12 protein-coding genes are annotated in these 14,125 nt (G+C 33.8%); 11 read left to right on the top strand and 1 reads right to left on the bottom strand.

Annotated features, from left to right (window positions below):
* Positions 1–32 precede the first annotated feature (32 nt).
* The 5 genes from rimK (at position 33) to ACUSJC_RS01120 (ending at position 3,213) form a co-directional block, all read left to right on the top strand.
* Positions 33–1,400, top strand: coding sequence for a 30S ribosomal protein S6--L-glutamate ligase (gene rimK / locus ACUSJC_RS01140; protein ID WP_449267713.1), 1,368 nt, complete (start codon positions 33–35; stop codon positions 1,398–1,400).
* Between the two features lies 1 nt (position 1,401).
* Positions 1,402–1,584, top strand: a complete 183-nt coding sequence (locus ACUSJC_RS01135; RefSeq protein ID WP_449267712.1) for a GldL-related protein — start codon at positions 1,402–1,404, stop codon at positions 1,582–1,584.
* Between the two features lie 5 nt (positions 1,585–1,589).
* Positions 1,590–1,952 carry a DUF1304 domain-containing protein gene (locus ACUSJC_RS01130; RefSeq protein WP_449267711.1) on the top strand — a complete coding sequence of 121 codons (363 nt, stop codon included), beginning with the start codon at positions 1,590–1,592 and terminating at the stop codon, positions 1,950–1,952.
* A 15-nt stretch (positions 1,953–1,967) separates the two neighbouring features.
* Positions 1,968–2,534: a Crp/Fnr family transcriptional regulator gene (locus ACUSJC_RS01125; RefSeq protein ID WP_449267710.1), complete on the top strand. Its 567-nt coding sequence runs from the start codon at positions 1,968–1,970 to the stop codon at positions 2,532–2,534.
* An 88-nt stretch (positions 2,535–2,622) separates the two neighbouring features.
* On the top strand, positions 2,623–3,213 hold the full coding sequence (locus tag ACUSJC_RS01120; protein ID WP_449267709.1) for an ester cyclase: 591 nt from the start codon (positions 2,623–2,625) through the stop codon (positions 3,211–3,213).
* A 69-nt stretch (positions 3,214–3,282) separates the two neighbouring features.
* Here ACUSJC_RS01120 and hutH read toward each other — a convergent pair whose 3' ends face one another.
* The gene (gene hutH / locus ACUSJC_RS01115) at positions 3,283–4,785 is read right to left on the bottom strand and encodes a histidine ammonia-lyase (protein WP_449267708.1); all 1,503 of its coding nucleotides are present in this window, start codon (positions 4,783–4,785) and stop codon (positions 3,283–3,285) included.
* A 391-nt stretch (positions 4,786–5,176) separates the two neighbouring features.
* Between hutH and thrA the strand changes: the two genes are divergently transcribed.
* From thrA to ACUSJC_RS01085, 6 genes are all read left to right on the top strand, one after another.
* Positions 5,177–7,624: a bifunctional aspartate kinase/homoserine dehydrogenase I gene (gene thrA, locus ACUSJC_RS01110; protein WP_449267707.1), complete on the top strand. Its 2,448-nt coding sequence runs from the start codon at positions 5,177–5,179 to the stop codon at positions 7,622–7,624.
* A gap of 10 nt (positions 7,625–7,634) precedes the next feature.
* Positions 7,635–8,555: a homoserine kinase gene (locus ACUSJC_RS01105; RefSeq protein ID WP_449267706.1), complete on the top strand. Its 921-nt coding sequence runs from the start codon at positions 7,635–7,637 to the stop codon at positions 8,553–8,555.
* Positions 8,556–8,570: 15 nt separating this feature from the next.
* On the top strand, positions 8,571–9,863 hold the full coding sequence (gene thrC / locus ACUSJC_RS01100) for a threonine synthase (RefSeq protein ID WP_449267705.1): 1,293 nt from the start codon (positions 8,571–8,573) through the stop codon (positions 9,861–9,863).
* A gap of 95 nt (positions 9,864–9,958) precedes the next feature.
* On the top strand, positions 9,959–11,041 hold the full coding sequence (gene gcvT / locus ACUSJC_RS01095) for a glycine cleavage system aminomethyltransferase GcvT (protein WP_449267704.1): 1,083 nt from the start codon (positions 9,959–9,961) through the stop codon (positions 11,039–11,041).
* Complete coding sequence (locus ACUSJC_RS01090; RefSeq protein ID WP_449267703.1) at positions 11,042–13,072, top strand: S41 family peptidase; 2,031 nt, start codon at positions 11,042–11,044, stop codon at positions 13,070–13,072.
* A 4-nt stretch (positions 13,073–13,076) separates the two neighbouring features.
* The gene (locus ACUSJC_RS01085) at positions 13,077–14,117 is read left to right on the top strand and encodes an LIC11966 family surface protein (RefSeq protein WP_449267702.1); all 1,041 of its coding nucleotides are present in this window, start codon (positions 13,077–13,079) and stop codon (positions 14,115–14,117) included.
* Positions 14,118–14,125: the final 8 nt, after the last annotated feature.

Here is a 14,125-nt window from a genome sequence, read left to right as displayed (position 1 = left end):
TAGTATTTTAGAATCTATTTTAATCCTTTTACATGTTAGATAAAGTTATTGTAGGTAGCGAAGAATGGTGCTCTTTCCCTACTTTAGGAATTCCCACAATTAAAGCTCGTGTTGACTCGGGAGCTAAAACATCTGCTCTGCACGCTATTAACATCCGAACTTTTCAAAAAGACAATGAAGAATGGGTGAAATTTGATATTAATCCTATTCAAAACAACGCTAAAACTGTTATTCATTGTGAAGCTCCTTTGGTAGACCAAAGAGTCGTAAAAAGCTCAAGCGGATTTAGAGAAAAGCGTTATGTAATCAGCACTCCATTAGAAATTGGCGGAAAACGTTGGGAAATAGAAGTTACTTTAACCAATAGAGATTCTATGGGTTATCGAATGCTTTTAGGTCGCGAAGCCATGTCCGGAAGGATTTTAGTTGATCCTGAACAAAAATACCTTTTAGGACAACCTACCAATGAAAAATTAAAAGAATATTACTATACCGATATGGTAACTAAAAAAGGACTTAAAATTGGAGTTCTTGCCAGTAATCCTGAGTTGTATAGTAACAAACGAATCATAGAAGCAGGCGAATTAAGAGGTCACGAAATGCACTTCTTAAACATCAAATATTGTTACATGAAATTAGATGCTGAAACTCCCGAAATTCATTACCGAGGAGGAAAAGTTCTCAACGATTTTGACGCTATTATCCCTAGAATTCGACCTAGCATGACCTATTATGGCTGTGCACTAACACGCCAATTTGAAGCTTTGAAAGTTTTTGTTCTCAATAGTGCCTCTGCAATCACACAATCAAGAGATAAATTATTTTCGCTTCAGTTGCTTTTAAACAACGGAGTTGACATTCCGACAACCGGATTTGCAAATTCTCCTTTAGATACTGATGATTTGATAAAAATGGTTGGCGGATCACCTTTAATTGTAAAATTATTAGAAGGAACACAAGGAAAAGGAGTCGTTTTAGCAGAAACCAAAAAAGCTGCCGAATCAGTAATCAATGCATTTAAAAGCCTAAATGCCAATATATTAGTTCAAGAATTCATAAAAGAAGCTAACGGAAAAGATTTGCGTTTATTTGTCGTTGACGGAAAAGTAGTCGCTGCTATGCAACGTGAAGCTGCTCCGGGCGAGTTTAGAGCAAATATTCACATGGGCGGAACGGCTTCTGTAGTAAAAGTAACTCCTGAAGAAAAGAAAATAGCTGTTAGAGCTGCAAAAGCGATGAATTTAAAAGTGGCCGGTGTCGATATTATTCGTTCAACCAAAGGACCTTTATTGTTAGAAGTAAATTCATCTCCGGGATTAGAAGGAATTGAAGGTGCTACACAAAAAGATATTGCAGGCGAAATGATAAAAGCTATTGAGAAAAACTTTAAATGGAAATAAAATGAAGAAAGAATATGGAATTCCATTGGTTTTACTTCTTATTGGTATGGTAATCACCATTATTGGCGCCTTATTTAAAATCATGCATTGGCCCGGTGCCAGTATAATGCTTACAGCCGGAATGCTAACCGAAGCTGCGGCTTTAGTTGTTCTTATCATTAGTATTATCAAAAATTTAAAATAAATATTATGGAAATCTTCACAAAAATTTTAATCGGATGCATTGCCCTGCTCCACATCTACATTTTAGTTTTAGAAATGTTTTTGTGGACAACACGAGGACCAAAAGTTTTTAGAAGTTTTCCAAAGGAATTATTTCCACCAACCAAAGCTATGGCTGCTAATCAAGGATTATACAATGGTTTTTTAGCAGCTGGTTTATTTTGGTCACTGATTATCTCTCATCCTGTTTGGAGTAAAAATGTTGCCTTGTTTTTTCTAGGCTGTATTGCTGTTGCAGGGATTTACGGAGCTTATTCGGCTTCCAAAAAGATATTCTTTATTCAAACAGTACCTGCATTACTTGCTATATTCGCTCTATTTGCATTTTAAAATAATACGTTTTTAATGAAAAACCATCTTTTAAGATACAGTGACTTTACTGAAGATGAAATTAATCAGATTCTGAATCAAACGGAAAAGAAAATTTTTAAAAAGAAAGAACATATCTTAAAAGCCGGAGATAAAGAATTATACCAATATTTTATTCTTAACGGATGCATCAGAGGTTATATCGTCGACTTTAACGGAAAAGAGCATAATATTGAATTTGGTTTTCAGAACTACTGGTTTGGTGACATGGAAAGTTTCGTTCATGGAACTAATGCTACTTATAACTATCAAGCCTTAGAAGATTTAACCATTTTAGCCATTTCTAAACACAATTGGGATAAATTATCGGAAGAAATTCCTTCTTTTATTAAGTACACCAGTAATTTGTATCGCAATGCCATGATCTCTCAACAAAAAAGAATCGCTGAGCATTTCACATTAACTGCCGAACAACGCTATTTTAATCTTATTCGAAATCATCCTGATATTCTACAACGCGTTTCTTTAAAAAACATAGCTAGTTACTTAGGCATTACAGCGGAATTCATTAGCATTTTAAGAAGAAAATCAATTCAAAAATAATTTCTTAAACTACTTCAATTTTTTTAATTGTTATAAGTCAGAACTTTGTCATGTATTTAAAAATAAAGTAACATAACAATTAAATAAAATGAAAACGTTAAAATCAATTAAATTACAGTTTGTAGCAATACTTGTTACAGCTGTCAGCATGGTAAGTTGTTCAGACAACAAACAAATCGAAGAAAAATATCAAGCGGAAATTCAAAATTTGAATTCGCAGTTGGAAAAATTCACAAAAGAAAATGAAGAAATTGCCAAAAATTTAAAAACTTTTGACACTCTTGATTTTGTGGTGTATTCTACACAAGAATGGAAAAGGTTACACGAAAGTCATTCGGAAGACATTTTAGTTCATTATCCTGATGGTCATACAACTGTAGGTATTGAAGATCACGTTAAAGAATTAGACCCCATGTTTGTCTTTGCTCCTGATACTCGCATCGAACAACACCCTATAAAATTAGGCTCAGGTAACATGACAGCTGTTGTGGGTGAACTTTTAGGAACATTTACAGAACCCATGCCAATTGGAAACGGTAAATTTATTCAACCTACCGGAAAAGCATTCAAATTACCGATGTGTACTGTTGGGCTTTGGAATGATAAAGGAGTAATGTATGAAGAATATCTTTTTTGGGATAATCAAGCATTCATGAAACAAATTGGCTTAGCCGAATAATAATACCAATACCCCAAAACAAACTTTCTTTTTTTAAAAAAAGCTCCAAATATTTGGAGCTTTTTAAATTTATAAATTTTCATCGAGTTGTAAACTTTGTAAAAAAGCAACCGATTTTTCAATGTCGTAATGTAAAATTCGATCTTCGTCTACAAAAGACACTTCTTTTCTATAAGACTTCAAAAACGATTCTATAAACTCACTAGATTGCAACGGTCGTCTGAATTCAATTGCTTGAGAAGCATTCAACAATTCAATAGCTAAAATTCGTTCTACATTTTCAACAATACGCAACGCTTTAGTCGCTGCATTGGCTCCCATACTCACGTGATCTTCCTGACCATTACTCGACACAATACTATCAATACTTGCCGGTGTTGCCAATTGTTTGTTTTGACTCACAATACTAGCCGCAGTATATTGCGGAATCATGAATCCTGAATTTAATCCCGGATCGTTTACCAAAAATGCAGGCAAATCGCGTAAACCAGAAATTAGTTGATAGGTTCTTCTTTCCGAAATATTTCCTAATTCTGCCAAAGCAATTCCAAGAAAGTCCAAAGCTAAAGCCAAAGGTTGTCCATGAAAGTTTCCTCCTGAGATAATAAGATCTTCTGCCGCAAAAATATTGGGATTATCGGTTACCGAATTAATTTCAGTTCGAAACGTTTTTTTAGCATATTCAATAGCGTCTTTACTTGCTCCGTGAACCTGCGGAATACAACGGAATGAATACGGATCTTGTACGTGTTTTTTAGGCTGATCAATAATTTCGCTATCTTCTAACAATTCGCGCATTCTTTCAGCAGTTTGAACTTGTCCTTTATGTGGCCGAACCAAATGAATCAACTCATTAAAAGGTTCAATTCTTCCGTCAAACGCCTCTAAAGAAATAGCACCGATAACATCAGCCAAATAACTAATTTTATTCGCTTTAATCAAGCAATAAACACCATAAGCACTCATAAACTGCGTTCCGTTTAACAAAGCCAAGCCTTCTTTAGATTCCAAATGAATGGATTCCCAACCCATTTTTGCTAAAACTTTTTTAGTTGGCTGTCTGAATCCGTCGAAATAAACTTCTCCTTCTCCGATTAAAGGTAACGATAAATGCGCTAAAGGTGCTAAATCACCCGATGCACCAAGCGAACCTTGTTCATAAACTACAGGTAAAACATTGTTATTAAAAAATTCTATTAAACGCTGAACAGTAGCTAATTGTACACCTGAATGTCCATAACTCAACGACTGTATTTTCAACAGCAACATGATTTTCACAATCTCTTGAGAAACTTCTGCTCCAGTTCCGCAAGCATGCGATTTAACTAAGTTATTTTGTAGCTGAGATAAATTTTCTCCGGATATCTTCACATTACATAACGAGCCAAACCCGGTATTGATACCATAAATCGGTATCGCATTATCTTTCATTTTCTGATCTAAGTAAGCTCTGCACTTTTCAATGTTTACTATAGCTTCTTCAGAAAGTTCCAACTTCAAATCATAAGAAATAATCTCATTGATCTTATCAATCGACAATAAATCTGAACTTATATAATGAATTGTTTCCATTCTAAAATTTTAAAGTTCAAAATTCTACAAACAAGCGGTAAAAAGCAAATATTCCATCGACATTTATTAGAACATCAACAAAAATTAACACTTAAATAATTCAATTTGAAATTTTACTTATTTTTTTTCATTCATTTATTAAAATATCCATAAAAATAACATCAGAAGTTTCATTTTAATAAATTTTATTAAATTTGCTATATGATTCAAAACCAGTCGAAATATAACTTTATTTCCATTCCGCAGATTATTTCTTCTTGCGGCATTTCGACTATTGTAACGATTACAGTTACAACTACTACCCCATTAGGGGTTTAATTTTTACATATCATCCACAGCCTGTATTGCTATTTTTTAGCAAGAAAAATTCCTGTAATTTATTTATTCCATTATGTTAGTACTAAAATTTGGTGGCACATCTGTAGCCAATGCTCAAAATATAAAACTCGTTGCCGAAATCGTTCAGCAAAAAAAAGATTTACAGAAAACAGTCGTAGTTGTTTCGGCTTGTAGTGGTGTAACCGACCAATTGGTTCTGTTAACACACTTAGTTTCTGATAAAAATAAAGAATACAAAATCAAGTTCTCTAATTTAAAAGAACAACATGATACTGTTATTCAAGAACTTGACTTGGTACATGACGAAAAACTTCAAAAAGTAATTCATAAGCATTTCAAACATCTAGAAACATTGTTAGAAGGTTGCTTTCTTTTAGGTGATGTACAACCTAAAATTTACGATGTCATCATTGGTTTTGGAGAATTATTGTCTTCTACTATCATTTCCAGCTTTTTTGCTCAAAAATTTGATATTGAAAATCCATTTGTAGATAGTCGTTCTTTAATTGTAACCGATGAAAATTTTGGTAATGCCAATGTTTTTTATCCGGAAACCTATCAACATATTGAAGATTATTTTCAAAATTCTGAGAAATCGCTATTTGTCTTACCGGGATTTATTGCTAGTTCTCGAAATGGCAGCACTACTACTTTAGGGCGCGGAGGTTCTGATTATACAGCCGCTATCGTAGCTAATGGCGTTTCAGCCGATTCTCTTGAAATTTGGACTGATGTCAGCGGAATGTACGCTGCTAACCCAAAAATTGTGAAACAAGCGCAACCTATCGCTTCTATTTCGTACCAAGAAGCTATGGAATTATCGCATTTTGGTGCCAAAGTATTATATCCGCCAACAATTCAACCGGCCCTTAAAAAACAAATCCCTATTTGGATAAAAAACACCTTTACTCCTAAAGAACATGGGACTTTGATTTCCAATCAAAATACAACGCCACAACAATCGGTAAAAGGAATTAGTAATATTGATAAAATCGCTTTACTAACGCTTGAAGGCGGTGGAATGGTTGGTGTTTCCGGCATAGCTAAAAAGCTTTTTGAAACCTTATCGTTGCACAACATCAATGTTGTTTTCATCACTCAGGCGTCATCCGAACATTCGATTTGTATCGGAATTTTAGAAAATCAGTCAGAAAAAGCCAAAAAATATATTGACGAAGTATTTCACAAAGAAATTACTCAAGGACAATTGAATGCGTGCCAATTAGAAAAAGACTTAAGTATTATTGCGCTTGTGGGTGATCAAATGAAAAACCACCAAGGATTAAGTGGAAAAATGTTCAGCACTTTAGGTAGAAATAACGTTAATGTTCGCGCCATTGCACAAGGAGCTTCCGAACGTAATATTTCGGCTGTAATCAATTCAAAAGATGTGGTAAAAGCATTAAACGCGTTGCATGAAGTTTTCTTTGAAACCGTAACCAAACAATTGAATTTATTTGTGGTGGGAACAGGAAACGTAGGAAGTAAATTCATTGAGCAAATTGCAAACCAACAAGAATTTTTGAAACAAAATCTGAATATTTCGGTTCGTATTTTAGGATTATCCAACAGCCGAAAAATGCATTTCGACAAAGAAGGAATCGATTTAAAAAACTGGAAAGAAACTTTAGAAAACGGTAAAAAAGCATCGTTAGCCGAATTCACTTCCAAGATCAAAGAAATCAACGTACGTAACAGCATTTTCGTTGACAATACAGCGGATGCTGATGTTTCTACTTGGTACAATACTTGCCTAAAAAATAGTATTGCAGTAGTCACTTGTAATAAAATTGCTTGTTCGTCTCCGCTAGAAAATTACAGAGAACTGAAAGATTTGGTACGACAATACAAAGTTCCTTTTTTATACGAGACGAATGTTGGAGCTGGTTTACCAATTATTGATACGCTAAAAAATTGCATTGCTAGCGGTGATAGAATTCATAAAATTCAAGCGGTTTTATCTGGAAGTTTGAACTTTATTTTCAATAATTTCAATACAAGTGATACTTTTATTGATGTGGTAAAACAAGCTCAAATTGAAGGTTATACAGAACCCGATCCTAAGATTGATTTAAGCGGTGTTGATGTTATGCGTAAGCTTTTAATTCTTATTAGAGAAAGTGGCTATGCTTATGAAATGAGTGATATTGCTAACGAAAGTTTTTTACCCAAAGAATGTTTGGATACGACTTCTGTACCCGACTTTTTAACGAGTTTAGAAACTCATAAAGCACATTTTAACACATTGCTGAAAGAAGCACAAACTAAAGAATGTCGCTTAAAATATGTAGCCCAATTTGACAACGGAAAGGCATCTGTTGGTTTACAATTCATCGCTAAAGACCATCCGTTTTATCATTTAGACGGAAAAGACAATATTGTATTATTCTACACCGATCGCTACAAAGAACAACCCTTGCTCATTAAAGGTGCCGGTGCCGGTGCCGATGTCACTGCTTCGGGAATTTTTGCAGATGTAATACGTGTAGGGAACTTTTAAAAAATTGATTATGAACGAAGTAAAAATATTTTGTCCCGCAACAGTTGCTAATCTTTCTTGTGGTTTCGATATCATCGGACTGTGTTTAGAAGGCATTGGCGACGAAATGATTTTCCGTAAAAAAGAATCGCCCGGAATTACCATTACTCAAATTACCGGAGCCGATTTACCTTATGAAACTTCAAAAAATGTGGCTGGCGTAGCCGCTCAAGCTTTAGTCGATCATCTACAACTCGATTATGGTTTTGAAATTGAAATTCACAAGAAAATAAAGGTCGGAAGTGGTATTGGAAGTAGCGCCGCAAGTGCTGCCGGAGCGGTTTACGGTATTAACGTTTTAGCCGATAATCCATTGACTAAAAAAGAATTGGTTCCTTTTAGTATGATTGGCGAAGCCATTGCCAGTGGTTCCTTACATGCCGATAACGTGGCTCCTGCTCTTTTAGGCGGATTCTCGTTAATCAGAGGATACGAACCTTTAGATTTAATCAATATCGAAAGTCCGAGCGAATTGTATGTTGTGGTTATTCATCCGCATATTGAAGTCAAAACTTCGGAAGCCAGAGCGGTTTTACCGAAAGAAGTTCCGTTGAAAAGTGCCATTACGCAATGGGGAAATGTCGCCGGATTAGTGGCAGGATTGTACACCGAAGATTATGAATTAATCGGTCGTTCTGTGGTTGATGTCATTGTAGAACCGGCTCGTAAAAATTTGATTCCTCACTTTGAAGAATTGAAACAAAGTGCTTTAAAAAACGGTGCTTTGAATTCCGGAATTTCAGGATCAGGCCCTTCAATTTTCGCTTTATGCAAAGGAAATCAAGTAGCAGAAAAAGTAAAAAGTACATTTAATGAACTAGGAAAAGAATTTTATACTTCTTATGATGTTCATTGTTCTAAAGTAAATAACACTGGTGTAGTAATTATATAATTTGTAAATTTAAAAATGAAATATTTCAGTACCAATAATCACAATATAAAAGTTCGTTTTAAAGACGCAGTAATACATGGATTAGCGCCTGATAAAGGTTTGTATTTTCCGGAAGAAATTCCGCAATTACCACAAAGCTTTTTCAACAATATCGAGAATCTTTCGGATACCGAAATTGCTTATGCCGTTTTACAACCTTTCATTGGCAACGAAATTCCGGAATACGCTTTAAAAGAAATCATCAACGAAACCTTGACTTTCGATTTTCCGGTAGTCAAAATAACGGAAGATTTGTATTCGCTAGAACTTTTCCACGGACCAACATTAGCTTTTAAAGATGTTGGCGCCCGATTCATGTCGCGTTGCTTGGGTTATTTCAATCGAAATTCTAACGAAAATGTAACCGTTTTAGTCGCTACTTCCGGTGATACCGGTGGTGCAGTTGCCAATGGTTTTTTAAATGTAAAAGGCGTAAAAGTGGTAATCCTCTACCCTTCTAAACGCGTAAGTGATATTCAGGAAAAACAATTGACAACTTTGGGCGGCAATATTTTTGCTTTGGAAGTAACCGATACTTTCGACACTTGTCAAGCTATGGTTAAAAAAGCATTTTTGGATAGTTCATTACAAAAATACAATCTAACTTCTGCTAATTCTATTAATGTGGCGCGCTGGTTACCTCAAATGATTTACTATTTTGTAGCTTATAAAAAACTGAAAAAGCTACAGCAAAAAGTAGTTATTTCATGTCCGAGTGGAAATTTTGGAAACATTTGCGCCGGTTTATTGGCTTACAAAATGGGATTGCCAATTAGTCAATTTATAGCGGCAACCAATGCCAATAATACGGTTCCACGCTTTTTAGAAACCGAAGAATATTTACCGTCGCAAACGATTGCCACATTATCAAATGCTATGGATGTGAGTAATCCGAGTAATTTTGTTCGTATTTTGGAATTATTTCATCAAAACGTTCCGGAATTAAAATCGGTGTTCTCGTCTTATTCGTATAACGATTTACAAACCAAAAAAGCACTACAAGAACTGTATTCTAAATATGAATATGTAGCCGATCCGCACGGTGCTGTTGGTTATTTAGGAACGCAAAAAGCAACGATTCCAAATAGCGTAAAAGTTTTTTTGGAAACGGCACACCCTATCAAATTCAAAGATGCTGTAGAGCAAGTTATTGGAAAAAAATTACCATTACCCGATGATATTTCAGCTATTATTGAAAAAGAGAAAAAATCAATCGTTATTAAGAATTACGAAGAACTAAAGGAAAGTCTGGCTTTAATTTACAAATAACGCAATAGAAAACACTAAAAACTTTGTATTTCATAAACTTGTACACCTTGGATAAAAAGAATACTTTAGCGACTTAAAATTAAACGAACTACTAAATGAAAAGTACAGCTTTAACTCATGTTCATGAAAAATTAGGCGCTAAAATGGTTCCTTTCGCAGGTTTTAATATGCCGGTACAATACGAAGGTGTCAATGCTGAACACGAAATCGTTCGAAATGGCGTAGGTGTTTTTGATGTTTCGCACATGGGAGAATTCTTTTTAAAAGGAGAAAATGCTTTGGCATTAATTCAAAAAGTAACGTCAAACGACGCCTCTAAATTGGTTGACGGAAAAGCACAATATTCATGTTTACCCAATGCTGAAGGCGGAATTGTTGACGATTTAATCGTGTACAAAATTGCAGACAATCACTATATGTTGGTGGTAAATGCATCCAACATTGAAAAAGACTGGAATTGGATTTCTAAACACAATGATTTAGGTGTTGACATGACAAATGCTTCTGACGACTATTCATTATTAGCTATTCAAGGACCAAAAGCGGCTGAAGCCATGCAAAGTCTAACTTCAATCGATTTAGCTAATATGGGCTATTATACGTTCCAAATAGGCGAATTTGCGGGAAAAAGTGATGTAATTGTTTCGGCTACAGGATATACGGGTTCAGGCGGATTCGAAATTTATTTCAAAAACGAAGATGCTGAAGAAATTTGGAACAAAGTTTTTGAAGCTGGCGCAGCTTTTGGAATTAAACCAATTGGTTTAGCTGCGCGTGATACGTTACGTTTGGAAATGGGATTCTGTTTATACGGAAATGACATTGATGACACAACTTCTCCACTAGAAGCAGGTTTAGGATGGATCACTAAATTTGATAAAGAATTTACAAATTCTGAAAACTTGAAAAAACAAAAAGAAGAAGGAGTTGCTAAAAAATTAGTCGGATTTGAATTGGTAGAAAGAGGAATTCCTCGCCACGATTACGAAATTGTTGACGCTAATGGTACAGTTATTGGTAAAGTAACTTCAGGTACACAATCGCCGTCTTTAGGAAAAGCTATTGGTCTTGGTTATGTTCCGACAGCTTTATCAACTGTAGATTCAGAAATTTTTATTCGAATCAGAAATAAGGATATTAAAGCAAAAGTGGTTAAATTACCGTTTTATAAAAAATAAATGAGAAGAATTTTAATAGCTAGTCTTTTTTTACAGTCTCTTTTGGGTTTTACACAGGAAAATTTCTGCAAAAAAGTTACGGCTATTCAAAATTTGATTCAAACGCAACATTATCAGCCTAAACCGATAGACGACAGTTTATCGGTTTATGTTTTTAATACCTTAATTGAAAAATTTGACGCTCCGAGGTTTATTTTGACTGAAAGCGAATTCAATAGTTTAAGTCAGCACAAATTTAAAATTGATGATTATATCTTAGAAGGAAATTGTCGTTTCATCCAAGATTTTGAACGTGTTTTACAAAAAGGTATTACACGAAAAATCAAAATGATCAAATCTATTGAAAAAGAACTTTCCAGTATTAACACTACACAAACTATTGAGTTTTCAAATAAAAAAATGGAGTATTTGAAAACAGAAACTGAAATAAAAAATCTTTTAAAAAAGAAAATCATTTTTGATATTCTTTATGAAATTGCAAAAACTACTAAAAATAAAGATTCCATTGTTTTAAACTTTAATTCTCTTCAAAAACAGTATAAAAAACAAACTTTTGACGAATATTATTGTTTAAGCGAATACAAAAAAGCGACACCTAAGACTTTTGCTACCGAATTAGAAGATCTGTTTTTAAAAGCTTTTACTCAATATTTTGATCCGCATACGGTTTATTTATCGCAAAATGACAAAACCACGTTCTTAAACGGAGTAAGTGAGAACAATGCTACTTTTGGTTTGCACTTTGCCATCAATAACAGTAACGAATTTTATGTTACTGAAATTATTCCGGGGAGTTCTGCTTTTGAAAATAGTTCCATTGAAAAACTTGATAAATTGGTAAAAGTAAAATCAGGTCAAGAGAATGAAGTTTTTGCTAACTGTTCTACTTATGACAAAATTCAAAATTACCTTCAATCTAATGAATACCAAAAATTGAATTTTACTTTTGAAAAGAAAAGTGGCAATACTTATGAAGTAGAATTGGTCAAAAAAAATGTAAAATCAATAGAAAACAAATGTTATAGCTACGTTTTAGATTTCGGAGGGAAGAAAATCGGTTACCTTAATATTCCCAGCTTTTATACTGATGAAAACGGGAATAATTCGATGACTAATGATGTTGCTATTGAATTAATTAATTTAAAAAAAGATCGAATTGACGGTTTGATTCTTGATTTAAAAAATAATGGCGGTGGCGATATTAACGAAGCTATAAAACTTAGCGGAATGTTTATTGACATTGGTCCGGTTGCCGTTATGACGCAAAAAAATGCAAAAAATGTTATTTTACGAGATGTAAACAGAGGTACCTTTTACGCAGGATCAATGGTCATTTTAGTCAACGGGAGTTCAGCTTCCGGAAGCGAATTTTTTGCCAATGCCATGCAAGATTACAACAGAGCTATTATTGTTGGCAGCAATACTTTTGGCAAAGCCACCATGCAACAAATTTTTCCTATTGACGAAAATTCGCCCACAACCGATTTTGTTAAAATTACAACTGAAAAATTTTATAGAGTTACCGGAAAAAGTAATCAAAATTCAGGTTTACAGCCTGATGTTACAATTCCTGATATTTTTGACACCTTTAATACCAGAGAAGAAAAACTTGACAACGCATTTCCAAATGACGAGATTACCAGCAATTTACGTTATCAGACTTTGATTACCAATTTTAAATCAGCTGTAAACAACAGTCAAAACCGAGTTAACAACAGTGAGTATTTCAGAACTGTAAATAACTACAAAAAATATTTTAACACCTTATTTGAGGTAAAAAAAACAGAAAAAATAACACTAACTATCGATGGTGTTTTTAAATATGTTCATCAACATGATGCTGCTTTTGATTCCCTACAAAGCGTTACTCAAAAAATCTATATTTCTACTATTACCCCTACAACAAACGATCAGGAAAAATTAAAGTTTGATGCTGTTTTAAATGAGGTTTCAAACAAAAGAATGGAAAAATTAAAGCATGATTACGACCTTATGGAATCTGCAAAAATAGTAACAGAACTTAACCCTTAATAACATGAAAGCAAATTTATGGTTTGTCTCTGCAATTTGTATTGTTCAATTTGCTACTGCACAAGAATTTAAAAATGCCGGAGAATATCTAGATTATGTGGGCAAAATTGAAAAGCCTATTTCTAAAGATATGTGGAAATACACTAAAACTGTAGCTCACTCAAAAAGTGCAAAACGTATTGACAATGTAAGAAAAAATTTGGTTAAAACCATTCAAACCGCTAAGGCTAACTTAGAAAAAAACAGCAATGGTTTTAATGGTGATATGGAATTCAGAGATGATGTTATCCAATATTTAGCATTTTCTGAACTAATGATTAATGAAGAATATGCAAAAATTGTAGATTTACAAGAAGTAGCAGAACAATCTTATGATTTCATGGAGGCCTACATTACTACTCGTGAGTTGGTCAATGATAAAATTGATGCCGAACGTGAAAAATTAGATGAATCTCAAAAAAGATTTGCAACAAAATACAAAATTAACCTAATTGAATCAGCTGAAAATTCAGAGATTGAAAAGAAGATGAAAATCTCTAGTGAAGTTTTTAAATATCAGAGTAATATGTACCTGATCTTTTTCAAATGTAACTACACCACTATTCTTTTAGATAATGCTATTAAAACTAAAGATTTGGCCGCTATTCAGCAAAATGCGAATGCCCTACAACAATATTCAGAAGAAGGTTTAGTTAAAATAGATACTTTTGAACCTGTAAAAAGTGATAGATCTTTAGCAAATGAGACCAAAAAATCAATGGAAACATTTCAACAGATCGCAACGGACTATGCTTCTAAAATGATTGACTTTTATACTTTCAACTCTAAATTTGAAGATATTAAAACTTCTCTTGAACGAAAATCGGCAAAAGACCGAACCAATGAAGAAATCGACAATTACAATAAAATGGTAAAAGAGATTAATATTAAAATCAACGATTTCAATAAAGAGAATGAAAATTACGTTAAAACCATAAATTCAGTAACAAACAGTTGGAACAAAGCTTCAGATGCTTATATTTCAAAACACGTTCCAACAGAATAGAACAAAAT

This window comes from Flavobacterium sp. U410, assembly GCF_053570605.1.
The sequence above is the reverse complement of the archived record's forward strand: the minus strand, read 5'-3'. Positions and strand labels throughout refer to the sequence as shown.

Coding starts and splice junctions, on each gene's coding strand:
- rimK (WP_449267713.1), top strand. CDS start 33: ATGTTAGATAAAGTTATTGTAGGTAGCGAAGAATGGTGCTCTTTCCCT.
- ACUSJC_RS01135 (WP_449267712.1), top strand. CDS start 1,402: ATGAAGAAAGAATATGGAATTCCATTGGTTTTACTTCTTATTGGTATG.
- ACUSJC_RS01130 (WP_449267711.1), top strand. CDS start 1,590: ATGGAAATCTTCACAAAAATTTTAATCGGATGCATTGCCCTGCTCCAC.
- ACUSJC_RS01125 (WP_449267710.1), top strand. CDS start 1,968: ATGAAAAACCATCTTTTAAGATACAGTGACTTTACTGAAGATGAAATT.
- ACUSJC_RS01120 (WP_449267709.1), top strand. CDS start 2,623: ATGAAAACGTTAAAATCAATTAAATTACAGTTTGTAGCAATACTTGTT.
- hutH (WP_449267708.1), bottom strand. CDS start 4,785: ATGGAAACAATTCATTATATAAGTTCAGATTTATTGTCGATTGATAAG.
- thrA (WP_449267707.1), top strand. CDS start 5,177: ATGTTAGTACTAAAATTTGGTGGCACATCTGTAGCCAATGCTCAAAAT.
- ACUSJC_RS01105 (WP_449267706.1), top strand. CDS start 7,635: ATGAACGAAGTAAAAATATTTTGTCCCGCAACAGTTGCTAATCTTTCT.
- thrC (WP_449267705.1), top strand. CDS start 8,571: ATGAAATATTTCAGTACCAATAATCACAATATAAAAGTTCGTTTTAAA.
- gcvT (WP_449267704.1), top strand. CDS start 9,959: ATGAAAAGTACAGCTTTAACTCATGTTCATGAAAAATTAGGCGCTAAA.
- ACUSJC_RS01090 (WP_449267703.1), top strand. CDS start 11,042: ATGAGAAGAATTTTAATAGCTAGTCTTTTTTTACAGTCTCTTTTGGGT.
- ACUSJC_RS01085 (WP_449267702.1), top strand. CDS start 13,077: ATGAAAGCAAATTTATGGTTTGTCTCTGCAATTTGTATTGTTCAATTT.